The 23985-nt window shown below is 67.5% G+C and carries 30 protein-coding genes; 21 read left to right on the forward strand and 9 right to left on the reverse strand.

The features are described from left to right. Nucleotides 1-11: 11 nt before the first annotated feature. From metK to JI743_RS10635, 4 genes are all read right to left on the reverse strand, one after another. A complete protein-coding gene (metK, locus tag JI743_RS10620; protein ID WP_201928278.1) occupies nt 12-1238 on the reverse strand; it encodes a methionine adenosyltransferase in 1227 nt (408 codons plus the stop codon). A gap of 54 nt (nt 1239-1292) precedes the next feature. Then, entirely contained in the window at nt 1293-2981 is a 1689-nt protein-coding gene (gene lnt, locus JI743_RS10625; RefSeq protein WP_201928279.1) for an apolipoprotein N-acyltransferase, read from the reverse strand. Between the two features lie 218 nt (nt 2982-3199). Continuing rightward, the gene (locus tag JI743_RS10630; protein WP_236659863.1) at nt 3200-3607 is read right to left on the reverse strand and encodes a DUF2141 domain-containing protein; all 408 of its coding nucleotides are present in this window, start codon (nt 3605-3607) and stop codon (nt 3200-3202) included. After that, a complete protein-coding gene (locus tag JI743_RS10635; RefSeq protein ID WP_201928281.1) occupies nt 3555-4313 on the reverse strand; it encodes a sterol desaturase family protein in 759 nt (252 codons plus the stop codon). The genes JI743_RS10630 and JI743_RS10635 overlap by 53 nt, the downstream gene beginning before the upstream one ends. Before the next feature lie 77 nt (nt 4314-4390). Between JI743_RS10635 and crtY the strand changes: the two genes are divergently transcribed. The 6 genes from crtY to JI743_RS10665 are packed head-to-tail and all read left to right on the forward strand — an operon-like array spanning nt 4391 to nt 9676. Beyond that, on the forward strand, nt 4391-5548 hold the full coding sequence (crtY, locus tag JI743_RS10640) for a lycopene beta-cyclase CrtY (protein WP_201928282.1): 1158 nt from the start codon (nt 4391-4393) through the stop codon (nt 5546-5548). Continuing rightward, nucleotides 5545-7023 carry a phytoene desaturase gene (locus tag JI743_RS10645; RefSeq protein ID WP_201928749.1) on the forward strand — a complete coding sequence of 493 codons (1479 nt, stop codon included), beginning with the start codon at nt 5545-5547 and terminating at the stop codon, nt 7021-7023. The genes crtY and JI743_RS10645 overlap by 4 nt, the downstream gene beginning before the upstream one ends. 31 nt (nt 7024-7054) lie before the next feature. Further along, nucleotides 7055-7636, forward strand: a complete 582-nt coding sequence (locus JI743_RS10650; RefSeq protein ID WP_201928283.1) for an LOG family protein — start codon at nt 7055-7057, stop codon at nt 7634-7636. Beyond that, nucleotides 7636-8595, forward strand: coding sequence for a phytoene/squalene synthase family protein (locus JI743_RS10655; RefSeq protein WP_201928284.1), 960 nt, complete (start codon nt 7636-7638; stop codon nt 8593-8595). The genes JI743_RS10650 and JI743_RS10655 overlap by 1 nt, the downstream gene beginning before the upstream one ends. Further along, nucleotides 8592-9161, forward strand: coding sequence for a nicotinamide riboside transporter PnuC (pnuC, locus tag JI743_RS10660; protein WP_201928285.1), 570 nt, complete (start codon nt 8592-8594; stop codon nt 9159-9161). The genes JI743_RS10655 and pnuC overlap by 4 nt, the downstream gene beginning before the upstream one ends. Further along, nucleotides 9158-9676 (forward strand): AAA family ATPase, encoded by a 519-nt coding sequence (locus tag JI743_RS10665; protein WP_201928286.1) that lies wholly within the window; start codon nt 9158-9160, stop codon nt 9674-9676. Before pnuC ends, JI743_RS10665 begins: the two co-directional genes overlap by 4 nt. 20 nt (nt 9677-9696) lie before the next feature. Here the strand turns inward: JI743_RS10665 and JI743_RS10670 are convergent, their stop codons facing one another. Both JI743_RS10670 and nth read right to left on the reverse strand, forming a co-directional pair. Continuing rightward, a complete protein-coding gene (locus tag JI743_RS10670; RefSeq protein ID WP_201928287.1) occupies nt 9697-11070 on the reverse strand; it encodes a M20/M25/M40 family metallo-hydrolase in 1374 nt (457 codons plus the stop codon). Nucleotides 11071-11219: 149 nt separating this feature from the next. Beyond that, on the reverse strand, nt 11220-11876 hold the full coding sequence (gene nth, locus JI743_RS10675; RefSeq protein WP_201928288.1) for an endonuclease III: 657 nt from the start codon (nt 11874-11876) through the stop codon (nt 11220-11222). A 182-nt stretch (nt 11877-12058) separates the two neighbouring features. Between nth and JI743_RS10680 the strand changes: the two genes are divergently transcribed. Beyond that, nucleotides 12059-12502 (forward strand): hypothetical protein, encoded by a 444-nt coding sequence (locus tag JI743_RS10680; protein WP_201928289.1) that lies wholly within the window; start codon nt 12059-12061, stop codon nt 12500-12502. A gap of 53 nt (nt 12503-12555) precedes the next feature. Here JI743_RS10680 and dapB read toward each other — a convergent pair whose 3' ends face one another. Next, nucleotides 12556-13281 carry a 4-hydroxy-tetrahydrodipicolinate reductase gene (dapB, locus tag JI743_RS10685; protein WP_201928290.1) on the reverse strand — a complete coding sequence of 242 codons (726 nt, stop codon included), beginning with the start codon at nt 13279-13281 and terminating at the stop codon, nt 12556-12558. A gap of 123 nt (nt 13282-13404) precedes the next feature. On the opposite strand from dapB, the gene JI743_RS10690 reads away from it, so the two are divergent. Beyond that, nucleotides 13405-14109 carry an NAD-dependent deacylase gene (locus tag JI743_RS10690; protein WP_201928291.1) on the forward strand — a complete coding sequence of 235 codons (705 nt, stop codon included), beginning with the start codon at nt 13405-13407 and terminating at the stop codon, nt 14107-14109. An 83-nt stretch (nt 14110-14192) separates the two neighbouring features. On the opposite strand, the gene JI743_RS10695 is transcribed toward JI743_RS10690, so the two are convergent. After that, nucleotides 14193-15701 carry a YifB family Mg chelatase-like AAA ATPase gene (locus JI743_RS10695; RefSeq protein ID WP_201928292.1) on the reverse strand — a complete coding sequence of 503 codons (1509 nt, stop codon included), beginning with the start codon at nt 15699-15701 and terminating at the stop codon, nt 14193-14195. A gap of 164 nt (nt 15702-15865) precedes the next feature. Between JI743_RS10695 and JI743_RS10700 the strand changes: the two genes are divergently transcribed. The 10 genes from JI743_RS10700 to JI743_RS10745 all read left to right on the forward strand — a co-directional run bounded on the left by JI743_RS10700 (nt 15866) and on the right by JI743_RS10745 (nt 22514). Further along, entirely contained in the window at nt 15866-16552 is a 687-nt protein-coding gene (locus JI743_RS10700) for a TetR/AcrR family transcriptional regulator (RefSeq protein WP_201928293.1), read from the forward strand. 70 nt (nt 16553-16622) lie between these two features. Next, nucleotides 16623-17057 (forward strand): VOC family protein, encoded by a 435-nt coding sequence (locus JI743_RS10705; RefSeq protein ID WP_201928294.1) that lies wholly within the window; start codon nt 16623-16625, stop codon nt 17055-17057. Between the two features lie 22 nt (nt 17058-17079). Further along, entirely contained in the window at nt 17080-17298 is a 219-nt protein-coding gene (locus JI743_RS10710; RefSeq protein ID WP_201928295.1) for a DUF4287 domain-containing protein, read from the forward strand. Nucleotides 17299-17322: 24 nt separating this feature from the next. After that, nucleotides 17323-18300: an alpha/beta fold hydrolase gene (locus tag JI743_RS10715; RefSeq protein ID WP_201928296.1), complete on the forward strand. Its 978-nt coding sequence runs from the start codon at nt 17323-17325 to the stop codon at nt 18298-18300. A 25-nt stretch (nt 18301-18325) separates the two neighbouring features. After that, entirely contained in the window at nt 18326-18994 is a 669-nt protein-coding gene (locus tag JI743_RS10720) for a glutathione S-transferase family protein (RefSeq protein ID WP_201928297.1), read from the forward strand. Between the two features lie 40 nt (nt 18995-19034). Next, nucleotides 19035-19757 carry a DUF1428 domain-containing protein gene (locus tag JI743_RS15395; RefSeq protein WP_201928298.1) on the forward strand — a complete coding sequence of 241 codons (723 nt, stop codon included), beginning with the start codon at nt 19035-19037 and terminating at the stop codon, nt 19755-19757. Nucleotides 19758-19777: 20 nt separating this feature from the next. Then, nucleotides 19778-20578, forward strand: a complete 801-nt coding sequence (locus JI743_RS10730; protein ID WP_201928299.1) for a VOC family protein — start codon at nt 19778-19780, stop codon at nt 20576-20578. 48 nt (nt 20579-20626) lie between these two features. Further along, entirely contained in the window at nt 20627-21127 is a 501-nt protein-coding gene (locus JI743_RS10735) for a VOC family protein (RefSeq protein WP_201928300.1), read from the forward strand. A 33-nt stretch (nt 21128-21160) separates the two neighbouring features. Beyond that, the gene (locus JI743_RS10740) at nt 21161-21622 is read left to right on the forward strand and encodes an SRPBCC domain-containing protein (protein ID WP_201928301.1); all 462 of its coding nucleotides are present in this window, start codon (nt 21161-21163) and stop codon (nt 21620-21622) included. Between the two features lie 115 nt (nt 21623-21737). After that, on the forward strand, nt 21738-22514 hold the full coding sequence (locus JI743_RS10745; RefSeq protein ID WP_201928302.1) for an alpha/beta hydrolase: 777 nt from the start codon (nt 21738-21740) through the stop codon (nt 22512-22514). A gap of 87 nt (nt 22515-22601) precedes the next feature. On the opposite strand, the gene JI743_RS10750 is transcribed toward JI743_RS10745, so the two are convergent. Next, nucleotides 22602-22766: an entericidin A/B family lipoprotein gene (locus JI743_RS10750; protein ID WP_330902536.1), complete on the reverse strand. Its 165-nt coding sequence runs from the start codon at nt 22764-22766 to the stop codon at nt 22602-22604. 216 nt (nt 22767-22982) lie between these two features. Here JI743_RS10750 and JI743_RS10755 point away from each other — a divergent pair, with 216 nt between their 5' ends. The 3 genes from JI743_RS10755 (at nt 22983) to rnpA (ending at nt 23898) form a co-directional block, all read left to right on the forward strand. After that, nucleotides 22983-23294, forward strand: coding sequence for a PGPGW domain-containing protein (locus JI743_RS10755; protein ID WP_201928304.1), 312 nt, complete (start codon nt 22983-22985; stop codon nt 23292-23294). Nucleotides 23295-23395: 101 nt separating this feature from the next. Beyond that, on the forward strand, nt 23396-23530 hold the full coding sequence (gene rpmH, locus JI743_RS10760) for a 50S ribosomal protein L34 (protein ID WP_003046693.1): 135 nt from the start codon (nt 23396-23398) through the stop codon (nt 23528-23530). Nucleotides 23531-23559: 29 nt separating this feature from the next. Then, nucleotides 23560-23898: a ribonuclease P protein component gene (gene rnpA, locus JI743_RS10765; protein ID WP_201928305.1), complete on the forward strand. Its 339-nt coding sequence runs from the start codon at nt 23560-23562 to the stop codon at nt 23896-23898. Nucleotides 23899-23985: the final 87 nt, after the last annotated feature.

Below are 23985 nucleotides of genomic sequence, written 5' to 3' on the forward strand. Positions count from 1 at the left end.
ATCGCCGCCGATCAGCCCGGAAAGGCGGCCTTGAGCTGGCCCACAAGATCGGTGCGTTCCCACGGGAAGGCGTCGCCGTCGGCCTGGCGGCCGAAATGGCCATAGGCGGCGGTCTGGCGATAGATCGGCTTGTTGAGCCCCAGATGCGTGCGAATGCCCTTTGGCGTCAGGCGCACGAGCTGCGGCAGAAGCTGTTCGAGCGCGGCCTCGCTCGCGCCGTTCGCCGCGGTGCCGTGGAGGTCGACATAGACCGACAGCGGCTCGGCGACACCGATGGCGTAGCTAAGCTGGATCGTGCAGCGGCGCGCAAGCCCCGCGGCGACGATATTCTTCGCAAGATAGCGGGTGACATAGGCCGCCGAACGGTCGACCTTTGTCGGGTCCTTGCCGCTGAACGCGCCGCCGCCGTGCGGACTCGCGCCGCCATAGGTGTCGACGATGATCTTGCGGCCGGTGAGCCCCGCGTCGCCGTCGGGCCCGCCGATCTCGAAGCGGCCCGTGGGGTTGATGTGATAGACGGTGTTCGCGGTGAGCAGCTCGGCGGGCAGCACGTCGGCGATCACGCCGAGCACATATTTGCGCAGCTCCTGATATTTCGCCTCGTCGCCTTCGCCATTGTGCCAGTAATAGCCGGGCGCATGCTGCGTCGACACGACGATCGCGGTCGCCTCGACCGGGCGCTCGTTGGCATAGCGCAGCGTGACCTGGCTCTTCGCATCGGGTTCGAGGAAGGGCGCGACGCCCGACTTGCGGTCGGCGGCCATGCGTTCGAGGATCTTGTGGCTGTAATCGAGCGTCGCGGGCATCAGGTCGGGGGTTTCGTCCGACGCATAGCCGAACATGATGCCCTGGTCGCCCGCGCCCTCGTCCTTGCTTTCGCCTTCGTCGACGCCCTGCGCGATATGCGCCGACTGGCCGTGCAGATTATTCTCGAAGGTCAGGTCCTTCCAGTGGAAGCCCTCTTGCTCGTATCCGATTTCCTTCACCGTGTTGCGCACCGTCGCCTCGATCTCGTCGAGCGCGCCGGGGGCCCAGGCGCCGTCTTCATAGACGCCCTTGCAACGGATTTCGCCCGCCAGCACGACGAGCTGCGTCGTGGTCAGCGTCTCGCACGCGACGCGCGCCTCGGGGTCCTTCGACAGGAACAGGTCGACGATCGAATCGCTGATCTGATCGGATACCTTGTCGGGATGACCTTCGGACACGCTTTCGGACGTGAAGAGGAAGCTGTTGCGCATGGAGGGGGGCCTTCTTTGAATCGTATATAAAGGAAGCTTTATGTGACGGCGCTGTTAGCGCCCGCGGCGGCGAATGGCAATGGCGAGCGCGAGCAGCAGCAGCGCGAATCCGACGGGCAGCGCATTGCCATATCGCGCGAACAGCGTCGGCGCGTGCGGCGGCGGCAGCATCGCGTCGATGCGCCCCGCGCGGTGCATCGGAATCGAGTCGACGATGCGCCCGTCGGCGTCGATGATCGCGCTGATCCCCGTCGGGGTCGAGCGGACGACGGGCAGCCCCTCCTCGATCGCGCGCAGCCGCGCCTGCGCCAGATGCTGCGGCGGCCCCCACGCGCCGAACCAGGCGTCGTTCGACGGGTTGAAGATGAAATCGGGACGGTTGGCGCGGTCGACCACCTGCCCCGAAAATATGATCTCGTAGCAGATTTGCAGGCCCGCCCGGCCGAAGCGCGCGAGGTCGAACGTGCGCGGTCCCGGCCCCGGCCAGAAGTCGATGTCGCCCGGCACGAGCCGCGACAGGCCGATCGCCGACAGCAGCGGCCGCATCGGCAGATATTCGCCATAGGGGACGAGGTGCGTCTTGTCGTAGCGCGGGCCGAGCGTGCCGTCGGCGTGAACGGTCATCACCGCATTGCGCGCGCCGACCACATCGCCGCTCTTGTCGAGTTCGAGCTTCAACGCGCCGAGCAGCATGACGTCGCCGGGGTTCATGAGCTGAACGAGCCGAGCGCGCGCCTCGAGCGGCGAGCGGTCGTAATAGACGGCGGGATAGCCCCATTCGAGATAATCGGGAATCGCGGCCTCGGGCCACAGGATCAGACGGGGCGTGTCGCTTTCGGGAGCGGTCAGCCGCGCGAGCTTGGCGAAATTGGCGTCGGCCTTGTCGCCCTCCCACTTGTCCGCCTGCCCGATGTTGGGCTGGACGAGGGTGATGGGGGTGGCGCTGCCCTCGCCCCCGCTGTCGCGGGCGACCCTAGCCTCGAACTGCTGGTGCCCGACCCATATGGTCGCCACCCCAATCGTGACGCCTGCCGCCGCGAGCAAAGCAATTGCCGCAGAAAAACGACGACGGATCGCAATCAGCAGCGCCCCCGCGACCAAAATTACCAAGCCGGAAGCACCATAGGTTCCTATCCAAATGGCGGACGCACTCGCCTGCAATTGAATGGCAGCCAAAGGATTCCAGGCGAAACCGGTGAACACCCAACTCCGCAGCCATTCGGTGAGCGTCCACAGCGCGGCAAAGGCGAGGATGTAGGAGAGCGTCGCCCCCGCGAAGGTGGGGGTCGTTGTCGGCCTTGCGCCATCGCCGCCGCGTAAACCGCCAGCGGCCCTGTCGGGAGTCGCGCGCCTCCCACCACCCTTCGCGGGAGCGACGAATCTTTGTACCGCCCACGCGCCCCACGCCGCCAGCGCAGGATATACCGCCAGATAGAGCGCGAGCAGCAGCACAGCAATCCACCCGAGCCATGCGGGCATCGCCGCCTGATAGGTGAAGGCGGTCGCGATCCAGTTGAGTCCGATCAGGAAATGGCCGACCCCGAACGCCCAGCCGGCGCCGAGCGCGCGCCAGCCGCTGGCTGCGCGCGCGACGATCGCCATCCAGCCGGCAAGCGCCGCGAGGGTCAGCGGCCACAGGCCGAGCGGCGCGAATCCCGTCGCCGAAACGGCGCCCAATATCAGCGCGATGGCGCTGGGCCAGCGGTCGACAAATTGGGCGAAGCGGGGGAGGAGCGCGGTCACGCCCGCACTCTTAGCGGTGCGGCGATGCCGCGACAATCGGGCTTGGGGGGCTCATCTCCCCTCCCGCAAGCGGGAGGGGTCGGGGGTGGGCCAGCAGCGGTGCGAAATACCCACCCCGCTGCGGCTAGCCAGCAAGCTGGCAAGCCTCGCTGCCCCTCCCGCTTGCGGGAGGGGGTAAAGGAGGCCGGGTTCTTTCAAACCTCAGACCATCGTGCCGCCTACAGCATATATTTCATCTTGATCGCGACGCGCGTGTCGCCGTCGACCGCGAAGCTTGCCGCCTTGAAGCTCGGCGGTCCCGCGACGATCGCCGGATTGCGCGAAAAGCCGAAACCTTCCTTCGGGAGGAAAAGCGCCTTGTCCATCCGGTCGTTGCTGTTTTCGTCGTGGACGACGGCGATTGCATAGACGCCCTTCGCGGGGGTCGCGATCTCGAAATCGGCCGCGTCGGCGGACTTCACCGCCATGCGGACCGACGCCGCATCCTTGCTGCAATCGGGAAAGGCTTTCGGGTTGGTCGTCAGGCAGACGAGCAGCTGTCCCTTGACGCTGCGCAGCCCGGTGACGCTGACCTCAACGACCGGGGGCGGGCTCGCCGCCGCGGCGAGCAGCGGCAAAATCGCCAAGGCCGATATCGGTACCGCAAAGCCTGTCCCAAAAACGAAAATAGAGGCCATAATTGCCCTTATAGGCAGCATGATGCTGCTGGTGATGCGTTGCGGTTATCAGCCATTGCCCCGCGCGTCCATGAACGAGCGCGCGTGGGAACATTTCCCACCCCATATGATTGCCGACGCCCATCACGGTCATGATCGCGAGGACAAGGCCGAGCACCGCGACGTGGATCGGGATGAGGAAGACGAGCGCGGGAATGACGACCGCGCCCGTCACCGCCTCGACCGGGTGAAAGCTCATCGCCGCCCACGCGGTCGGCGGGCGGCTGTCGTGATGCACCGCATGGGCAAGCCGGAACCAGCGCGGGCGGTGCATCAGCCGGTGCGTCCAGTAGAACCATGTGTCGTGCGCCGCTAGGTAGAGAAGCAGGCTGACGGGCAGATACCAGAGCGGCCAGGCGCCCGCGTCGGTGTAGATGCGCGTCCAGCCGTGCGCCTGCCAGCCCCACGCGACGATCCCGGCGGGCACGCCATAGATGGCGGCGCTCGCAAGGCTCCAGCCGATCTCGCGGCGCATCTGGCGCTCGAGGCCGCGGTAGAGGCCGGGGTGACGGAGGCGCGTCGCGAGCGCGAAGGCGCCACTCGACAAGAGGTAGCGTCCCCCGACGATCAACGTCATCGCGAGCGCCGAGAGCGCGATGGCGAGCGCCGCGCTCATGCGGGGCGGCGCGCGGGAATGGGCCTGTCCATGCAAAAGCAATAGCCCCCGCGCCGCCGCACCGCTAGGGCTGACGCATGACCGCCGCCCCGACGCCCGACTGTGACATTGCCATCGTCGGCGGCGGGCTTGCGGGCGGGCTCGCCGCGCTCGCGCTCGCCGGACGGCGCCCCGACCTCGACGTGCGGCTGGTCGAGCCGGGGCCGGTCGGCGGCAATCATCTCTGGTCCTTTTTCGACGGCGATGTCGCGCCCGGCGACCATTGGCTCGTCGCGCCGCTGATCGGCCATCGGTGGGAGGGTTATGACGTCGCCTTTCCCGGCCATCGGCGCGGCCTTGCGATGCCGTACAACAGCATCGAAAGCGAGGCACTCGCGCGCGCGGTTGCGGCGGCGCTGCCCGCCGAGCGGGTGATCGCGAAGCTGGCGTGCGAGCTGACGCCGGGGCGCGTGCGGTTCGACGATGGCGGCGTGTTGACGGCGCGCCACGTCATCGACGCGCGCGGCGTCGGCGACCTCAGTGCGATCGACTGCGGCTGGCAGAAGTTCGTCGGGCAGGCGGTGCGTATTGAGGGCGGGCACGGGCTCGACCGCCCGATAGTCATGGATGCGCGCGTCGAACAGATCGACGGTTATCGCTTCGTCTATTGCCTGCCCTTCGATGCCGAGACGGTCTTTGTCGAGGATACCTATTACCGCGACGATGCCGACCTCGACGTCGCGGCAGTGCGCGAACGCATCGCCGATTATTGCGCGGCGCAGGGCTGGGCGGTCGACGCGGTGGCGCGCGAGGAGGTCGGCTGGCTTCCCGTGGTGATGGGCGGCGACTTCGCCGCGCTGTGGCCTGCGGAGGACGCGGTTGCGCGGATCGGGGTGCGCGCGGGGCGCTTTCACGCGACCACCGGCTATTCGCTTCCCGACGCGGTGCGCACGGCGGCGGCGCTGCCGACGCTCGTCGACCGGCCCGATTTTGCGGCGAAGCTGCGCGCCGATGCCGCCGCGGCGTGGCGGCGCCAGCGTTTCTATCGCCTGCTCGCCGCGATGCTGTTCCGCGCCGCCGATCCGGCCGAACGCTATCGCATTTTCGAGCGCTTCTATCGCCTGTCGCCCGCGTTGATTGCGCGCTTCTATGCCGGGGCGTCGACGCGGCGCGACATGGTGCGCGTGCTTTCGGGCAGGCCGCCCGTAGCGGTGGGGCGCGCCATTGGCGCCATCAAGGATCTGAAATGGCTGTGACAAAACGGGCAATCGTGATCGGCGCGGGATTCGGCGGACTCGCGCTCGCGATCCGGCTCCAGTCGGCGGGGATCGCGACGACGATCGTCGAGGCGCGCGACAAGCCGGGCGGGCGCGCCTATCACTGGGAGCGCGACGGCTTCACCTTCGACGCGGGGCCGACGGTGATCACCGATCCGCCGTGCCTCGAGGAATTATGGGCGCTGAGCGGGCAGGATATGGCCGCCGACGTCGATCTTGTCCCCGTCACCCCTTTCTACCGGCTCGACTGGCCCGACGGTTCGACCTTCGACTATTCAAACGACGAGGCTGCGCTCGCCGCTGAAATCGCGCGGCTGAACCCCGCCGATGTCGAGGGCTATCGCCGCTTCCTCGCCTATTCGAAGGGGGTGTATGAGGAGGGCTATGTGAAGCTCGGCGCGGTCGCCTTTCTCGACTTTGCCTCGATGCTCCGCGCCGCGCCCGCGCTCGCCAAATATCAGGCGTGGCGCAGCGTCTATTCGATCGTCTCCTCTTATGTGAAGGACGAAAGGCTGCGGCAGGCGCTGTCGTTCCACACGCTCCTCGTCGGCGGAAATCCGATGACGACGAGCAGCATCTATGCGCTCATCCACACGATCGAGAAGGAAGGCGGCGTCTGGTTCGCGCGTGGCGGCACCAATGCGCTCGTCGCGGCGATGGTGCGATTGTTCGAACGGCTCGGGGGCACGCTGCGCCTCGGCGATGCGGTGACGGCGATCGAGACGCAAGGCGACCGCGCAACCGGCGTCGTTACTGCGAGCGGCTGGCGCGGCGACGCCGACATGGTCGCGTGCAACGGCGACCTGATGCACAGCTATCGCGACCTGCTGGCGGGGCACGCCCGCGGGCCGATGGCGGCGAAACGCCTCGCGCGCAAGCGCTGGTCGCCGTCGCTGTTCGTCGTCCATTTCGGGGTGAAAGGCGATTACCCCGATATCGCGCACCACAGCATCCTGTTCGGACCGCGCTACAAGGGGCTGCTCGACGATATCTATCGGGGCGGCGTGGTTCCCGACGATTTCTCGCTCTACCTCCACCATCCGAGCGCGACCGACCCCGGCATGGCGCCGCCCGGACATGCGAGCTTTTATGCGCTCGCGCCCGTCGCGCACCTCGGCAAGGCGCAGAAGGACTGGGACGGCGCGTTCGGCGCGCGCTTTGCCGACGCGATTCTCGCCGAGGTCGAGCGGCGCGTGCTCCCCGGCCTCGGCGCCAATCTGGTGACGCGCTTTCACTATACGCCCGCCGATTTCGGGCGCGACCTGTCGGCGCACCTCGGTAGCGCGTTCAGCCTCGAGCCCGTGCTGTGGCAGAGCGCCTGGCTGCGCGCGCACAATCGCGACGATGCAATTTCCAATCTTTACTTCGTCGGCGCGGGGACGCATCCGGGCGCGGGAATCCCCGGCGTCGTCGGCAGCGCGAAGGCGACGGCGCGTTTGATGTTGGATAAATAGTTCCGTTCGATCGAACGGGTAAGGGAAGTTTATGAATCGTCTTGCCGTCTATTGCGGGTCCGCGACCCCCGATGATCCCATTTACATCGAAACCGCGCGCCATGTCGGCCGCACGCTTGCCGAGCGGGGCATCGGCGTCGTCTATGGCGGCGGGCGGCTCGGGCTGATGGGCGCGGTCGCCGATGCGGCGCTCGCGGCGGGGGGCGAGGTGATCGGGATCATCCCCGACGCGCTCGTCGGCGCCGAGGTCGCGCACCGCGGCTGCACCGAATTGCACGTCGTGTCCGGGATGCACGAGCGCAAGAAGATGTTCACCGACCTGTCCGACGGCTTCCTGACGATCCCGGGCGGGGTCGGGACGATGGACGAGCTGTGGGAGGCGATCAGCTGGGCGCAGCTCGGCTATCACAGCAATCCGGTCGGGCTGCTCAACGCCGCGGGATTCTTCAACGACCTCATCGCCTTCAACCGGCGGATGATCGATGTCGGCTTCATCCGTTCCGCGCACGCGGGAATCCTGATCGTCGATGCGGGGCTCGACGAGCTGCTCGACAAGATGAAGAGTTACGAACCGCATCAGACGATTTTCGCGATGAAGGCCGAAAATCTCTGATGGAGGCCGGCGCCCCCTACGATGCGGACGCGCTTCACGGTTTCGCCTATGACAGCATCGCGCAGGGGTCGAAGAGCTTTGCGCTCGCGAGCCAGCTTTTCGAGCGCACGACGCGCGAGCGCGTGTGGCTGCTCTATGCCTGGTGCCGCGCCGCCGACGATCTGACCGACGGGCAGGATCATGGCGGGGCGATGCAGTCCGGGCACGATGCGAAGGCCGCGCTCGCGCGCATCCGCGCGCTCACCGATGCCGCCTGGCGCGGCGAGCCGACGGGCGAGCGGGCGTTCGACGCGCTCGGCCTGTTGCTCACCGAGGTCGAAATTCCGCGCGCGGTGATCGACGACATCATTGCGGGGTTCGAACTTGACGCCGACGACTGGCGCCCGCGCAGCGAGGCCGACCTGCTGCGCTATTGCTATCATGTCGCGGGGGCGGTCGGGGTCGCGATGGCGCTGGTGATGGGCGTCGCCCCCGACGACGAGCGCACGCTCGACCGGGCGAGCGACCTCGGCATCGCGTTCCAGCTGTCGAACATCGCGCGCGACGTTGCCGAGGATGCCGCCGCCGACCGCTGCTACCTGCCCGTCGACTGGCTGGTCGAGCTCGACATCCCGCCGGGGCAGCATATGCACCCCGCCTTTCGTTCGCGCCTCTCGGTAATGGCGCGCTGGCTCGCCGAAATGGCCGAGGAATATGAGGCGTCGGCGCGCTGGGGCGCGCGAAAGCTGCCGCCGCGCAGCCGCTGGGCGGTGCTCGCCGCGACCGGCATCTATGGCGATATCGCGCGCGAGGTGCGGCGGCGCGGCGACCATGCCTGGGACCATCGCGCGCGCACCTCGGCGTGGCAAAAGCTCGGCTGGGTCGCGCGCGCCGGCTGGTCGGTGCTGCGCCGCCCGCCGCAGCGGCGGATCAGCCGCGAGGGATTGTGGACGCGCGCGCGGGAGGCCGTGGCCGAATGAGCCCGATCGAGTGGCTGGCCGCACTGCTGGTGCTCGTCAACGTCGCACTCGTCGCGCTGCGCAGCATCTGGAACTACCCCATCGCGCTGGTCGCCGTAAGCCTTTACGCCGTCGTCTTCTATGAGGCGCGGCTGTACAGCGACATGCTGCTCCAGGGCTTTTTCTTCGCGCTCAACCTCTATGGCTGGGCAAGCTGGACGCGCGCGCGCAGCGACGCCGGCATTCCCGTCGGCTGGATGACGCGGCAGGCGCGGCTGGCGTGGGGGTCGACGACGATCGTCGCGTGGTTCGGCTGGAGCTATATGATGTTCCGCTATACCGATGCCGCGGCGCCGTGGATCGACGGCGCGATCGCGATGTTCAGCATCACCGCACAATGGCTGCTCGCGCGGCGGCGGATCGAAAGCTGGTGGTTGTGGATCGCCGTCGACCTGATCGCCGTGCCGCTGTTTGCCTCGCGCGGCCTTTATGCGACGAGCGCGGTCTATGTCGTCCTGCTCGGCCTGTCGATCGACGGGCTGATCCAGTGGCGCCGCGCCGCGGGTTCCGCCACCGTCGCGGCATGACGCGCCACATATGTCTTCACGGTGCCGAAAGCACCGGCAAGTCGACGCTCGCGTCGCGCCTCGCCGCGCGGCTCGGCGGCGTCGTGGTCGGCGAGTTCGGCCGCGACTATTGCGAAGCCCATGGAACCAACCTCAACGCGGGCGACCTCCTCACCATTTTTCGCGGCCATATCGCCGCGACCGAAGCGGCGCGGGCGGCGAAGCCCCGATGGCTGGTGTCCGACACCGATCCGCTGATGACGCAGGCGTGGGCGGTCATGCTGCTCGGCGAGCGGCTTCCCGAAATCGATGCGTGGGACGATGTCGCCGACCTTTATCTCGTCCCCGACCTCGACCTGCCGTGGCGCGACGACGGGACGCGGCTGTTCGGCAGCGAGCTTGCGCGGCGCCGGTTCATGGACGTCGCGATCGCCGAGCTCGACCGGCGCGGGCTGCAATGGGTCCGCATCGACGGCGAAGGCGATGCCCGGCTGGCCAGCGCGCTCGCGGCGGTTGCCGCTGCGAGCCTCGGCTGAACGCAGCCGGTGCGACCGCGCTATTTCGACAGATCGCGCAGCAGGCTGTCCCAATGCGCAAGCGCGGGCGCGATGGCGTCGACGGGGACGCGTTCATTAAGGCCGTGGGCAAAGCTGTCGCTCGCCTTGGAAAACAACCCCGCAACGCCGTAGCTCGGGACGCCATGCATCCGGAAATGATAGCTGTCGGTCGCCCCCGCGCTCATCGCCGGGATGATCGGCAAGCCCGGCGCGCGTGCGTGGACCGCCTTGCGCACCGCCGCCATGACATCCGCGCGGAGCGGTGAGGCGTCGCTCGCGCTGGCGTCGGGATCGGTCTTTACGGCGATCGCGGAATCGCCGATCACGCGTTCGAGCTCGGCGCGCACCGCCTCGACCGCAACGCCCGGAAAGATGCGGCAGTTGATGTTCGCGGTCGCGCGCTGCGGCAGCGCATTTTCGGCATGGCCGCCGTTCACCATGGTCGGGACGCAGGTCGTTCCGATCTGGCCGACATATTCGGGCTCGGCGCGGATCGCGGCAATCGCGGCGGCGTCGGCCGGGTCGGCGGCAAATTTGCGGAGCGCGTCGCCCATCGCGCCGCCGATCTGGTCGGCGACGATCGGCAGCCCTGCCTTCGTCAGTTCATTCTGCTGCGGCGCGAAACGATAGGCGCCGACCTTCGCGAGCGCGCTCGACAGGCGGACGATCGCATTGTCATATGTGGGGCGCGAACTGTGCCCGCCGGGGTTGGTGATTTCGAGCGTGAAGTCGGCATAGGTTTTCTCGCCCGCCTGCAGCGCATAATATTTGGGCCGCCCGTCCTCGCCGATCAGCCCGCCGCCGCCGTCGCCGTTGAGCGCCATTTCGGCATGTTTATACTTTGCCGAAAGCGCGCGCGTCGTCACCATCTCGGTCTCTTCGTCGCCGGTGAGCAAAAGGACGATCGAGCGTTTGGGCCGAAAGCCGTCCTTTTTGAGCTGCGCGAGCGTCGCGACCATCATCGCGATGTCGAACTTGTTGTCCTCCGACCCGCGCCCGAAAATATAGCCGTCCTCCTCGACCGCGACGAAGGGGTCGCGCGTCCAGTCCTTTGGGTCCGCCTCGACAACGTCCATATGACCGAGCAGCAGGATTGGCTTGTCCTTGCCCGTCCCGTGCAGCGTGACGGCCAGCGTCGCGGTCTCGCCCATCGGCGTGATTTCGATATCGGCGTCGGCAAAGCCGGCCGCCTTCAGCACCCCGGCATAATAGGCCGCAAGCTCGGGCACCTTGCCGCGACCCGCGACGGTAGGGATAGCGATACTGTCCTTGAGGATCGCCTTGGCCGCGTCGGGATCGGCGGGCCGGGCGTGAGCAGGCGCCGCGGCGAACAGCGCGGCGGCGAGGGCGAGGGGGGCGGAGATGGTACGCATCGGCGGACTATGGCGCGCGCTTTGCGAAGGGCAAGGGGATATTGGACGAACGTTCAAGTCCGTCACCCGGACTTGATCCGGGGTGACGAGGGCGCTGATGGACAGCGGCTCCCCCAAGTCTCCAGGCGTCAGTGCACGCCTGAAAACCTTCACGCCCCCCGCTTCGCCTTCGGCGCCGGCGTCTTCGGTTTATAGCGGCAGAGGTCCGCCACCGGGCAGCGCCAGCATTCGGGGGTGCGCGCCTTGCAGATGTAGCGGCCGTGGAGGATCAGCCAGTGATGCGCGCCGACCCTAAACGGAGCGGGCGTGTCCTTTTCGAGCCGCTTTTCGACCGCGAGCGGCGTCTTGCCGGGGGCGAGGCCGGTACGGTTGCCGACGCGGAAGATGTGCGTATCGACGGCGAAGGTTTCGGCGCCGAACGCGCAGTTCATCACGACATTGGCGGTCTTGCGCCCGACGCCGGGGAGTTCGACGAGCGTGTCGCGGTCGGCGGGAACCTGTCCGCCATGGTCGCGGACGAGGATTTCGGACAGCGCGATGACATTTTTTGCCTTCGCGTTGAACAGCCCGATCGTCTTGATATACTCCTTCAGCCCCGCTTCGCCGAGGTCGAGCATCGCCTGCGGCGTTTCGACCTCTCGAAACAGCCGCCGCGTCGCCTTGTTCACCCCGACGTCGGTCGCCTGCGCCGAAAGCACCACCGCGACGAGCAGCTGGTAGATATTGCCATATTCGAGTTCGGTTTCGGGGCTGGGGTTGAGTTCCGCAAGACGGCGGTAGAATTCGAAAATAGCGTCTTTCTTCATGGTGCGCCCTGGCCCGGTCCTTGCTGGCCCGGGCCGGGATTTGACTCGGGCGGCAGGAGGCCTAGCCTCTCCCCACCTTGATGGCGAGTCGCGCTGCGACTCCCGCACGCAAGATTCGGCACCGGGGCGACCGGACAAGAGGGCCAGGGGGGCTCTCGTTCCGGCCTTTGGAGGACCAGACCATGAGCTATGTTTTTAAGGCGGCCCTGTCGGCCGCAGCAATGTCGTGCGCCATTTCGGCGCCGGCGGCGGCGCAGAACTACCCCTTCACGCCGGGCAATTTTGTCGAGGTCGCGATGATCGACGTCGCTGACGGCGGCGGGCTGCAATATGCAAATTTCCTTGCCGACCAATGGCGCAAGTCGCAGGAGTTCGCGAAATCGCAAGGCTGGATCGTCAGCTATGCCGTGTTCAGCAATTATAATTCGCGGCCCGGCGAGCCCGACCTTTATCTGTCGGTCACTTTCCCGAACATGCCCGACGGCGCCGAAGACGAACGGCGCAATCAGGCATATCGCGATTATATGAAACGGACCGACGCGCAATTGTCGGCCGAATCGGGCGACCGCGCCAAATACCGGACCGTCATGGGCAGCTTTCTGCTGCGCGAGATGAAGTTCAAATAGGCTACGCCCGACGCGAGGGGGCGGTTTGCGCCGTCCCCTTTCGCGCGGGAAAATCAGAGCCCGAGCACCTGCGGCATCGTGTAGCGCCCCGCCTTTTGGTGGATCAGCCAGAGCGCCGCGCGAACCGCGCCGCGGGCAAAGATCATCCGGTTTTCGGCGCGGTGCGCGAGCGTAAGCATTTCCTCCGGCCCGGCAAATATCACGTCATGGTCGCCCGCGACCGTGCCGCCGCGCAAGCTCGCGAAGCCGATCTTGCCGTGGCCGCGCGCGCCGGTGACGCCATCGCGCCCGCGTTCCGAGCATTTCGCAAGGTCGATACCGCGCCCTTCGGCAGCGGCCTCGCCCAGCAGCAGCGCGGTGCCGCTCGGCGCATCGACCTTGTTGCCGTGGTGCATTTCGAGGATCTCGATATCCCAGTCGGCATCGAGCCGCGCCGCCGCCTCGCGCACCAGATGCGCGAGCAGTGTGACGCCGAGCGAGGTGTTGCCCGTCTGGAGCACCGCAATGTCGCGCCCGGCATCGTCGATCAGATAATGGTGCCGCTCTTCGAGTCCCGTTGTCCCGATCACAATCGGTTTCTTCGCCGCGACGCACGCGTCGAGCGTCGCTTCGAGCGCGGCGGGCGAGGAGAAGTCGACGAGCACGTCCGAGCGCGCCGCAAGCTTCGCGACATCGCCGCCCTTGTCGACGCCATGGTGATGCTGCCCCGCTTCCGAAATCGCGGCGACGAGCGCGATGCCCATCCGGCCCTGGCTGCCGACGATACCGATGTTGGTCATGATCCCCTCGCTTTCCCGTCCCCCTTAGCGCCTCGGGGCGCGCCAAGTCGAGCCATCCCGGACGCACTTTGAACCCGGACAGGCATCTCGACTTCGCGCGATGCGAGCAGGTAGAGAGGCGCCATGAGCAATATCCGCAATATCGTCGTGCTGACCGGCGCGGGCGTGTCGGCCGAAAGCGGCATCGACACGTTTCGCGACGCCGGCGGCCTGTGGGAACAGCACCGTGTCGAGGATGTCGCGACCCCCGAAGCCTTTGCGCGCGACCCCGAGCTGGTGCTGCGCTTTTACGACATGCGGCGCGAGGCGATCCAGACCAAGGCGCCCAACGCCGCGCACGCGGCACTCGCACGACTCGACGCCGAATGGCCGGGCGAACTGCTGATCGTCACGCAGAATATCGACGACCTGCACGAGCGCGCGGGGGCGAAGCGCCTCATTCACATGCACGGCGAGCATCTGAACGCCTGGTGCACCGGATGCGACGTCCGCAGCCGCTGGACCGGGCCGCTGATCGACCGCCCTGCCTGCCCTGCATGCGGCGCCGCGGGGTTGCTGCGCCCCGACGTCGTCTGGTTCGGCGAGATGCCGTACCGGATGGAGGACATCTATCGTGCCATCAACCGCGCCGACCTGTTCGTGAGCATCGGCACGTCGGGCGCGGTCTATCCCGCTGCGGGCTTCGTGCGCGAGGCGCGCGCGGCCGGCGCGATGACGCTGGAGCTCAACATGGAGCCGAGCCAGGGCAGCCAATGGTTCACCGAAGCGCGCCACGGCCCCGCGACGCAGCTCGTCCCCGAATGGGTCGAGCAGATGGTGGGGGACTGACGCCGCGCGGCGGCGTGAAGGATCCGGTTGCAGGCCTTTCCGCGTCACCGCGAACTTGATCCGGGATGGTGAAGCCACACGCTTCACGCGCGCGGCGGCTGCCGCCGATAGCTCAGCGCCTCCGCCACATGGATGCGCCCCACGGTTTCGGCACCGGCCAGATCGGCGACCGTGCGCGCGACGCGGAGCATGCGTGTATAGCCACGCGCCGACAGCCGCATGGCTTCGGCCGCCTGCGCGAGCAGCTTGCGCCCCGGCTCGTCGGGGGTCGCGACCTTTTCCATGAGCTCGCCGTCGATCTCGGCATTGGTACGCGGTTTGAGTCCGGCATAGCGCGCGGTCTGGACGTCGCGCGCGGCGGCGACGCGCGCCGCGACTTCGGCGCTTCCCTCGGCAGGCGGCGGCAGCACGAGGTCGGCGGCGCTCACCGCCTCGACCTCGACGTGGAGGTCGATGCGATCGAGCAGCGGTCCCGACAGTTTCGCCTGATAGTCGGCGGCGCAACGCGGCGCGCGGCTGCATGCAAGCGCGGGGTCGCCAAGGTGGCCGCAGCGGCACGGGTTCATCGCGGCGACGAGCTGGACGCGCGCGGGGAAGGTCACATGCGCATTGGCGCGCGCGACGCTGACCTCGCCCGTCTCGAGCGGCTGGCGCAGCGAATCGAGCACGCCGCGCTGAAATTCCGGCAGTTCGTCGAGAAAGAGCACGCCGAGGTGCGCAAGGCTCACTTCGCCCGGGCGCACGCGCAGGCCCCCGCCGACGAGCGCGGGCATCGATGCCGAATGATGGGGGCTGCGAAAGGGGCGCGCGCGAACGAGCCGCCCGCCCTCGAGCCCGCCCGCGACCGAGGCGATCATCGATACCTCGAGCGCTTCGCCGGGCGTGAGTTCGGGCAAGATGCCCGGAAGGCACGCCGCCATCAGCGACTTGCCCGACCCCGGCGGCCCCGACATCAATAGATTATGTCCGCCCGCCGCGGCGATTTCGAGCGCGCGTTTCGCGGTCTCCTGACCCTTCACCTGCGAAAGGTCGGCGGTGCGCACCGGCGGCTCGACCTCGCCGGGGACGGGCGGTGCGAGCAGCGCGCTGCCCTTGAAATGGCCGAGCAGCGACAGGAGGTCGGGCGCGGCGATTACCTCGACATTGCCCGCCCATGCCGCTTCGGCGCCTTGCGCGACCGGGCAGACGAGCCCGCGTTCGACGCTGCCCGCATGGAGCGCGGCGAGCAGTACGCCCGGCGACGGCGCGACGCGGCCGTCGAGACCGAGTTCGCCGACGACGACATAGGCGGCGAGGGTTTCGGCATCGACGACGCCCATTGCTCCCAGAAGCGCGAGCGCGATGGGGAGGTCGTAGTGCGAGCCTTCCTTGGGAAGGTCGGCGGGCGACAGGTTGACCGTGATCCGCTTGGGCGGGAGCGCGAGGCCGATCGCCGCCAGCGCGGCGCGGACGCGCTCGCGGCTTTCGCCGACCGCCTTGTCGGGAAGGCCGACGACCGCGAAGGCGGGCATCCCCGGCGCGATCTGGCACTGCACCTCGACCCCGCGCGCTTCGAGCCCCAGATAGGCGACGGTCGATACGATCGCGACCATATTCCCCCCGTATCGGCGGCACGATGTGCCTGCTTTGTTCGCGCCTCCTTCTAAGCCGGGCGGCGGGAAGGTCTAGTGTTTTTCGGAAGTTGTCGAAGGTGCCGCGGGGCGTGGGGGCCAGGACGCGATTGACAACATACCAACTGGTCGGTATGTCGATTCGCATGAGCCCGAATCGCCCCTCGACCCATCCCGCGCAGCAAGGCGCGCCCACGCAGCAGGGCGCGTCCCCGCCGCAACAGCGTGCCCCGCGCGGCAGTGCGCGCGACAAGTTGATCGCGGCGGCGCATACGACGGTGCGCAAGCAGGGCTATGCCGCGACGACGGTCGACCAGATCTGCGCCGCGGCGGGCGTGACCAAGGGGGCGTTCTTTCACCATTTCGCGTCGAAAGAGGCGCTCGCGGTCGCGGCGGCCGAGGCGTGGACCGAACGCGCGCGCCCGATGTTCGAGATGCCGCCGCACACGCGGGCTCGCGACCCGCTCGACCGGCTGATCGGCCATATCGACTTCCGCTTTGCGATGCTCGACGGCCCGGTCGAGGAGTTCACCTGCTTCGTCGGGACGATGGTGCAGGAGGCCTTTGCGACGAGCGAGGCGATCCGCGCCGCGTGCGAGGCGAGCATTGCCGCCTATTGCGACGCGCTCGCCCCCGATATTGCCGCGGCGATGGAAGTTTACGGCGCGCCCGAAGGCGTCACCGCGCTCGGCCTTGCCCGGCATATCCAGGCGGTGCTGCAAGGCAGCTTCATCCTGGCCAAAACGACGAACGACCCGGCGATTGCGCGGGAAAGTGTCACCCATCTGAAGCGTTATGTGCGGATGCTGTTCGCACCGCCCGGACCGGCTTGACCCGCGAGATAATTGCCGCGGCCCCGCTTCCCCGCCCACCTGCCCCCGGAAGCCATTGAGGAGAAACGATATGCCCAGGATGATTTTCGTGAACCTGCCGGTCACCGACCTCGAGAGGTCGAAAGCCTTTTACGAGGCGGTCGGCGCGGTGAACAATCCCGCCTTCACCGACGAAACCGCGGCGTGCATGGTCGTCGAGGAGGGGGCGATCCACGTCATGCTGCTGACGCATGAAAAATGGGCGCAATTCACGAGCAAGACGATCCCCGACGCGCACGACAGCGCGCAGGTACTGCTGTGCCTGTCGATGGACAGCCGCGACGAGGTCGATGCACAGGTTGCCAAGGCAAGCGCCGCGGGCGGCAAGCCCGACCCGACGCCGACGCAGGACTTCGGCTTCATGTACGGCCGCAGCTTCGAGGACCCCGACGGCCATATCTGGGAGATCATGTGGATGGACCCGGCGGCCGCCAGCGGCGAAGCCCCCGCCGAAGCTGCCGCCTGAGCTGTTTGCCGGAAGAAGCGCCATGTCCTTCCAGGCCTATCTCGACAATATCCAGTCCAAAACGGGCCAATCCCCCGATGACCTGCAGGCGCAGGCCATCGACAAGGGCCTGGCCGACGACGCCGGGCTGGCGCCGGGGGTCAAGGCAGGTGCGGTTATCGACTGGCTGAAGACCGATTTCGGGCTCGGCCACGGTCACGCGATGGCGATCGTCGCGTGGATCAAAGGCAAACGAAGCTGAACCCCCTTTGCAAAGGAATATTGCATGATCTTGCTCTCCCTCCCGCGCCGCCGCACGATCCTTGCCACCGCCGCGCTGCTGTCCACGGTCGTCGCGCTCGGCGCCGCGTCGCCGGCGCTGCTCGCCCAGACCCCCGCCGCGCGCACCGCGGCGACGGCAGAGGCCGCGCCGACCCGGTCGGGCCATGCCGAGGTCGCGGGCGCGCGCTTCTATTACGAGGTGCATGGCGATCCGGCGTCGGACAAGACCCCGCTGCTCGTCCTGCACGGCGCCTTCATGTCGGGCGAAGCGATGCGCCCCTTTGTCACCCCTTTTGTCGCATCGCGCCCGGTGATCACCATCGACGCGCGCGGGCACGGCCGCACCGGCGATATTGGCGGGACGATGAGCTATGACCAGCTTGCCGACGATGCGGCGGGGGTGCTCGCGGCGCTGGGGGTGAAGCGCGCCGATGTCCTCGGCTATTCGATGGGCGGCAGCACGGCCATCGCGCTCGCGGTTCGCCACCCCCGATTGATCGACAAGCAGGTCGTCGTTTCGGGCGGCGCGAGCCTCGACGGCTGGGTTCCCGAAGTCCTTGAAGGGATCGCCAAGCTGACCCCCGAATTTTTCGCCGGGACGCCGATGGAGACCGAATATAAGCGCCTGTCGCCAACCCCCGACCGCTTTGCGAGCCTGGTCGAAGCGATCAAGCATATCGACGCCGTCCCCTTTGCCTATAGCGACGCGCAACTGCGCGCGATTCCCGGCAAGACGATGATCGTGCTGGGCGACGCCGACGGGCTGACGCTCGACCATGCGGTCAAGCTGTTCCGGCTGCGCGGCGGCAGCGACCTTGCCGCCGCGACGCAAGGTTTCATGACCGCGCCGCCCAAGGCGCGCCTGTCGGTCCTGCCCGGCACCTCGCACATCGGCATCATGGCCGAAGCCGCGACGATAGCCGCGCAGGCGCTCCCTTTTCTCGACGAACAGACCCCGCCGATGCCCGAAGGCTTTTTCTGAACCCTGCCCCCCGAGGAGAGACAAGATGTCCGTTACCCCCGACGCCAATATCGAAATCACCGCATTCGACTGGGTTCCCGACTTTGCGCGCGGCTATGTCCGCGACCTGCGCCCGCGCTGGGCGTGCGAGGAAATCGGGCGCGATTATTGCGAGAAGCTGATCAGCGCGATGAACCGCCCCGCCGACCATTATCTCGACCAGCCGTGGGGGCAGGTGCCCGTGCTGCGCGACGGCGATGTGCAATTGTTCGAAAGCGGTGCGATCCTGTTCCACCTCGCCGAGCAGGACGAGCGGCTGCTGCCGCGCGATCCGCAGGTGCGCGCGACGGTGATCGCGTGGCTGTTCGCCGCGCTCAACAGCGTCGAACCGATGCTGTTCGAACTCGGCAATGTCGATATTTTCGCCAAGGACGAGGAATGGGCCAGGCTGCGCCGCCCCGGGCTGATCGAGCATATTCGCGGGCGGCTGTCGCGCCTTGCCGATGCGCTGGGCGACAATCCCTATCTGGCGGGCGATTTCAGCGTCGCCGACATCGCGATGGCGACGGTGCTGCGCGAGGCGGTCGAGGCGGGGCTGGTCGGCGAGCAGCCGCGGCTTGCCGCCTATCTCGAACGCTGCCTCGCGCGCCCGGCCTTTGGCCGCGCACTCGCGGCGCAGCTCGCCTCGTTCGCCGACGAACCCGCGGCGGCGTGAACCCGAGCGGACTCCATCCCCCCCCCGAAGGAGAGAAACGATGACCTATGTTGAAGGATTTGTGGTCGCGGTGCCGACCGCGAACAAGGAAGCCTATCGCAAGCATGCCGCCGATGCGGCGCCGTTATTCAGGGAGTTCGGCGCGACGCGCATGGTCGAATGCTGGGGCGACGATGTTCCCGACGGCAAGATCAACGATTTCAAGGGCGCGGTTAAGGCCAAGGATGACGAGACCGTCGTGTTCAGCTGGTTCGAATATCCCGACAAGGCGACGCGCGATGCCGCGAACGAAAAGATCATGTCCGATCCCAGGATGAAGGAAATGGGCGCCACCATGCCGTTCGACGGCAAGCGGATGCTGGTCGGCGGTTTCGCGTCGATCCTCGACGATCGCGGCACCGGCGCGATGGGATATGTCGACGGCTTTGTCGCCCCCGTGCCCGATGTCAACAAGGACCGCTATCGCGCGTTGGCGAAAATGGCGTCGGATGTTTTCATCGAGCATGGCGCCACGCGCGTCGTCGAAAATTGGGGTGACGATGTGCCTGACGGCGAGGTCACCGACTATGCCCGCGCCGCGCATAAAAAAGATGGCGAGACGGTCGTGTTCAGCTGGGTCGAATGGCCGAGCAAGGACGCGCGTGACGGGGGCTGGAAAAAGGTGATGGCCGACGAACGGATGAACCCCGGCCCCGAAGAAGAGCGCCCCTTCGACGGCAAGCGCATGATCTATGGCGGCTTTGCGCCGATCGTCGAAGCCTGATGCCAGGAAAGGAAAGAGCGATGACCGACGCGACCGGCCAGTTCATCTGGTACGAACTGATGACCCCCGACCCCGACGCCGCCGCGCGCTTCTATGGCGCGGTCGTCGGCTGGACGATCGCCGCGCGTAGCGATCCCGCCGCGCCCGGCGGCGTCGATTACCGCATGATCGTGCGGAGCGACGGCGGCAACGCCGGGGGCGCGCTGCGCCTCGGCGCCGAAATGATCGCGGGCGGCGCGCGCCCCGGCTGGCTGGCCTATCTGTACGTCGACGATGTCGATGCGGCGGTCGCGGCGATCGCCGCCGACGGCGGCGCCGTCCTTATGGAGCCGCACGGCCTGCCCGTCGGGCGGATGGCGATGGTCGCCGACCCGCAGGGCGCGCCCTTTTACGTGATGAAGCCCGTTCCGCCCGAAGGCAAGGAAGGCGCCGAAAGCGACGTGTTTTCGGTGACCGAGGCGCAGCATGTGCGCTGGAACGAGCTGTCGACCACCGACCCCGACGCCGCGATCGCCTTTTATCAAAAGCATTTCGGTTGGGGGCAGGAAGGCGAAATGGATATGGGCGAGATGGGCGCCTATCGCTTCATCCAGCATGGCGCGACGGGGATCGGCGCGGTGATGCCGATGACGCCCGAGACCCCGGCACCCGCCTGGCATTTCTATATCGGCGTCGACGATATCGACCGCGCGGTCGGCGCGGTGGCCGGAGCGGGCGGCAAGCTGCTCCACGATCCGATGGAGATCCCCGGCGGCGAATTTGCAGTGAGCGGCATCGACCCGCAAGGCGCGGCCTTTGGCCTCGTCGGGCCGCGCAAATAGGCGGCGCAAATCCCTCGGCCGAGGGACGAACAAGGATGGAGAGAGACGATGAGCAAGACACCCATGACCTTGTGCCTCTGGTACGAGGGCGATGCCGAAGAGGCCGCGAAATTTTACGCCGACACCTTTCCCGACAGCCGCGTCGGCGCGGTGCATCACTCGCCGACCGACACCCCCGGCGGCAAGGAAGGCGATGTGCTGACGGTCGAATTCACGCTGATGGGAACCCCGTGCCTCGGCCTCAACGGCCCGCCGGTTTTCAAGCATAGCGAGGCCTTTTCCTTCATCGTCCACACCGAAACGCAGGAAGAGACCGACCGGCTGTGGGACGCGATCACCGGCAATGGCGGCGAGGAAAGCGTGTGCGGCTGGTGCAAGGACAAATGGGGCGTGTCGTGGCAGATCACGCCGCGCGCGCTGCTCGAGGCGACGACGAGCAGCGACAAGGCCGCCGCGAAGCGCGCGTTCGACGCGATGATGCAGATGAAAAAGATCGACATTGCGGCGATCGAGGCGGCGGTACGCGGCGAAGCCGTTGGCGCGGCCTAGTCCGCGCCCCGCCCTATCCCCAAGGAGAATGACATGACCGAATCCCCCCGCGAATTGTCGGTTTCGATCCTGATCGACGCCAGCCCCGAAAAAGTGTGGCAGGTGATGACCGAGCGCGCCGCCGAATGGTGGTGCCCGAAGCCGTGGACCGTGACGCTCGACGCGTTCGACCTTCGCACCGGCGGCCGCTGCGCGATGACGATGCACGGCCCCGAGGGCGAGACGCACCCGAGCGACGGGATTTTCCTGGAGGTCGTGCCGGGACGCCGCATGGTGTCGACCGACGCGGTGCTGCGCGGCGCCGACGGGCGGCTCGCGCCCGCGGGTCCGTTCATGATCGGCGGCTGGGAAATCGAGCCCGAGGGCGAAAGCACGCGCTACACCGGCTGGGCGCGCCACTGGAGCGACGAGGCGCTGAAACAGCATGAGGCGATGGGCTTCACCCCCGGCTGGACCACGGTGGCCGAGCAACTGAAGGCGCTGTGCGAGCAATAGCGGGGCGAAGTACGATGCGCTCGCAGCGCCGGGCGCGTGTCCCGTATCGCGGTTAACGCTGTGCTGACCCTGCCGCTTTGCCTTTTGGTAGCCGCGCGCGCGCGAGGACGGGGGCATGCCTTGGCCGACCGCCCTTCTGCGCACCGCCATCGCCGCACTGTTCGCTGCGGCGATCGCCTTTGCGCCCGCGCAAGCGCAGCAGGTCGTGACGATCACCACCACGACGACGACATGGATCGAGGTCGACGACGGCGATTTCGGCGCGGCCGATTTCGACGACGATATTTTCGCGGATGACGTCGAGGTCGAAGGCATGGCCGACGCGATGCCCGCGCGCCGCTTTGCCCCCGCCCCGGCGCTCGTCCAGCCGGCGGGCGCGCTCGCGCGTTTCGGTCCGTTCGCGGTCGTCGACGGCAGCACCGCGCGGATGGCGGGCGATGTCGACGGCGCGACGCCGCGCCAGTTCGCGCAGATGATGGCGGCCTTTCCGCGATTGCAGCGGCTCGAGATGGTCGATTGCCCCGGCAGCCTCGACGAAGAGGCGAACCTGATCCTCGCGCGCGCAATTCGCCGCGCGGGGCTGGAAACGCATGTGCCGGGCGGCGGGTCGGTGCGGTCGGGCGCGGTCGAGTTGTGGCTCGCGGGGGTCAGGCGCAGCGCCGCCGCCGACGCCGAGTTCGGCGTCCATAGCTGGGCCGACGAATATGGCCGCGAGGCGCGCGACTATCCCGAAAGCGACCCGGTGCACGCCGAATATCTTTCGCTTTACCGCGAAATGGGGATGGACGACGCCAAGGCGCGCGCCTTTTACGCGATGACCAACGCGACGCCGTTCGACGAGGTCCGCTATCTGACGCGCGACGACATGGCGCGGTTCGTGGCGCTCAACTGAATCGCGTCGCCGCGGCGTTCGCGAACGCCAGTATCGGCAATATGCGAGCGCCAGTCACCCATGGCCGCGCAAACTAGGGTCAGGACCCTAGCAGTTGCCTTCGACTCCGTCAGCGCATTCTCCGACGGATTCAATATCCTTCCCTGCACCTTCGATGGTGTTGCAAGCAGACAGGAAGAATATCGAACCGCTAATTGCGAACATTGTCAGAATCTTTTTCATTCTCTCTCTCCGACAGCGGGGGTGAACCATCTTTGGGGTTCAATATTCCGACAACGGCCGCTTGCATCGATTGTTCCGTTAGCCGGCGTCGCGTTGGCCGAAGCGTTCCAAAAGATCGCCGGGCCGGGGACGGATGGAGCGGTTCGCACGGCATCGAAAGTGCCGACGCCGCCGGCCGGGGCTTCGCGCGCCGCGCCGCGCTGCGTTAGCCTTGCAACACGGCGCCGCGTCCCCCACATCGCCCCCATGGCGAAGCGAAGCCTTTATCATCGATTGCGGGCGAATGCGCAGGTGCGCTTTGGCCTGTTCCTGCTCGGCCTGCTGTTGATGCTGACCGGCATCGTGATCGGGCCGCTGCCGGGACCGGGATTCGTGATTCTCTTTCCGCTCGGGCTGATGCTGTGCCTTCAGAACAGCGCGTGGGCGAAGCGCCGCTATGTCGCGTTCAAGCGGCGGCACCCGCGCTATGGCGCGTGGACCGACCGCGTGATGCGGCGGATGAGCGCGGCGCGGCGGCGCGCGCGCCAGCGTATCGAAAGCGCACTGGATGATGATTGACTTTCATCCGCGACTCCCTTATCCGGCCCTCCATTGGCGGCCGCCCGCGTTTGGCGGCCATTTTTCGTTAGATCGAACAAAGAGATTTTGGGGATACCGCGATGAAGCGCACCTACCAACCGAGCCGCCTCGTGCGCAAGCGCCGTCACGGCTTCCGCGCCCGCAAGGCAACCGTCGGCGGCCGCAAGGTCCTGGCCGCGCGCCGCGCCCGCGGCCGCAAGAAGCTGTCGGCCTGATCGCCGACGCTTCTGCGCCAGCGCGTCTGGTGCGAACGCTTAACAAACGCAGCGAATTCCTGGCCGCGAATCGCGGCCTTCGCTTTCCCATGCCCGGCTTTGTCCTGCTCGTCCGCCCGCGCGGCGACGGCGACGACACGCCGGGCGTCGGCTTTACCGTCAGCAAGAAGGTCGGCAACGCCGTCGCGCGCAACCGCATGAAGCGGCGGTTGCGCGCGCTTGCCCGCGCCGCGATTCCCGACCGCGGGATCGGCGGCGCCGACCATGTGCTGATCGGACGGCCGGGCGGCAACGACATCGTCTTTGCCGAACTGGCCGAACAGCTCGATTCGGCGCTCGCGCGCGCGGCGAAGAAGGTCGCGCGATGAAGCCTTGCCCCCCCGCTGCCCTTCCCCGTCACCCCGGGCTCGACCCGGGGCCCCGCTCTGCGACGGGGAACAGCGGGACCCCGGGTC

The organism is Sphingopyxis jiangsuensis (assembly GCF_016734905.1).
In the GTDB taxonomy this organism is placed as follows: domain Bacteria; phylum Pseudomonadota; class Alphaproteobacteria; order Sphingomonadales; family Sphingomonadaceae; genus Sphingopyxis; species Sphingopyxis jiangsuensis.

Excerpts from the sequence above, each read along its gene's own strand:
- JI743_RS10740 (WP_201928301.1), top strand. The coding sequence starts at position 21,161 with ATGACCGAATCCCCCCGCGAATTGTCGGTTTCGATCCTGATCGACGCC.
- JI743_RS10720 (WP_201928297.1), top strand. The coding sequence starts at position 18,326 with ATGTCCGTTACCCCCGACGCCAATATCGAAATCACCGCATTCGACTGG.
- crtY (WP_201928282.1), top strand. The coding sequence starts at position 4,391 with ATGACCGCCGCCCCGACGCCCGACTGTGACATTGCCATCGTCGGCGGC.
- JI743_RS10680 (WP_201928289.1), top strand. The coding sequence starts at position 12,059 with ATGAGCTATGTTTTTAAGGCGGCCCTGTCGGCCGCAGCAATGTCGTGC.
- JI743_RS10670 (WP_201928287.1), bottom strand. The coding sequence starts at position 11,070 with ATGCGTACCATCTCCGCCCCCCTCGCCCTCGCCGCCGCGCTGTTCGCC.
- JI743_RS10655 (WP_201928284.1), top strand. The coding sequence starts at position 7,636 with ATGGAGGCCGGCGCCCCCTACGATGCGGACGCGCTTCACGGTTTCGCC.
- JI743_RS10690 (WP_201928291.1), top strand. The coding sequence starts at position 13,405 with ATGAGCAATATCCGCAATATCGTCGTGCTGACCGGCGCGGGCGTGTCG.
- pnuC (WP_201928285.1), top strand. The coding sequence starts at position 8,592 with ATGAGCCCGATCGAGTGGCTGGCCGCACTGCTGGTGCTCGTCAACGTC.
- JI743_RS10730 (WP_201928299.1), top strand. The coding sequence starts at position 19,778 with ATGACCGACGCGACCGGCCAGTTCATCTGGTACGAACTGATGACCCCC.
- JI743_RS10715 (WP_201928296.1), top strand. The coding sequence starts at position 17,323 with ATGATCTTGCTCTCCCTCCCGCGCCGCCGCACGATCCTTGCCACCGCC.
- JI743_RS10755 (WP_201928304.1), top strand. The coding sequence starts at position 22,983 with ATGGCGAAGCGAAGCCTTTATCATCGATTGCGGGCGAATGCGCAGGTG.
- JI743_RS10700 (WP_201928293.1), top strand. The coding sequence starts at position 15,866 with ATGAGCCCGAATCGCCCCTCGACCCATCCCGCGCAGCAAGGCGCGCCC.
- JI743_RS10750 (WP_330902536.1), bottom strand. The coding sequence starts at position 22,766 with ATGGTTCACCCCCGCTGTCGGAGAGAGAGAATGAAAAAGATTCTGACA.
- JI743_RS10665 (WP_201928286.1), top strand. The coding sequence starts at position 9,158 with ATGACGCGCCACATATGTCTTCACGGTGCCGAAAGCACCGGCAAGTCG.
- JI743_RS10650 (WP_201928283.1), top strand. The coding sequence starts at position 7,055 with ATGAATCGTCTTGCCGTCTATTGCGGGTCCGCGACCCCCGATGATCCC.
- JI743_RS10745 (WP_201928302.1), top strand. The coding sequence starts at position 21,738 with ATGCCTTGGCCGACCGCCCTTCTGCGCACCGCCATCGCCGCACTGTTC.
- JI743_RS10705 (WP_201928294.1), top strand. The coding sequence starts at position 16,623 with ATGCCCAGGATGATTTTCGTGAACCTGCCGGTCACCGACCTCGAGAGG.
- JI743_RS15395 (WP_201928298.1), top strand. The coding sequence starts at position 19,035 with ATGACCTATGTTGAAGGATTTGTGGTCGCGGTGCCGACCGCGAACAAG.
- dapB (WP_201928290.1), bottom strand. The coding sequence starts at position 13,281 with ATGACCAACATCGGTATCGTCGGCAGCCAGGGCCGGATGGGCATCGCG.
- JI743_RS10735 (WP_201928300.1), top strand. The coding sequence starts at position 20,627 with ATGAGCAAGACACCCATGACCTTGTGCCTCTGGTACGAGGGCGATGCC.
- rpmH (WP_003046693.1), top strand. The coding sequence starts at position 23,396 with ATGAAGCGCACCTACCAACCGAGCCGCCTCGTGCGCAAGCGCCGTCAC.
- JI743_RS10635 (WP_201928281.1), bottom strand. The coding sequence starts at position 4,313 with ATGAGCGCGGCGCTCGCCATCGCGCTCTCGGCGCTCGCGATGACGTTG.
- nth (WP_201928288.1), bottom strand. The coding sequence starts at position 11,876 with ATGAAGAAAGACGCTATTTTCGAATTCTACCGCCGTCTTGCGGAACTC.
- metK (WP_201928278.1), bottom strand. The coding sequence starts at position 1,238 with ATGCGCAACAGCTTCCTCTTCACGTCCGAAAGCGTGTCCGAAGGTCAT.
- JI743_RS10710 (WP_201928295.1), top strand. The coding sequence starts at position 17,080 with ATGTCCTTCCAGGCCTATCTCGACAATATCCAGTCCAAAACGGGCCAA.
- JI743_RS10695 (WP_201928292.1), bottom strand. The coding sequence starts at position 15,701 with ATGGTCGCGATCGTATCGACCGTCGCCTATCTGGGGCTCGAAGCGCGC.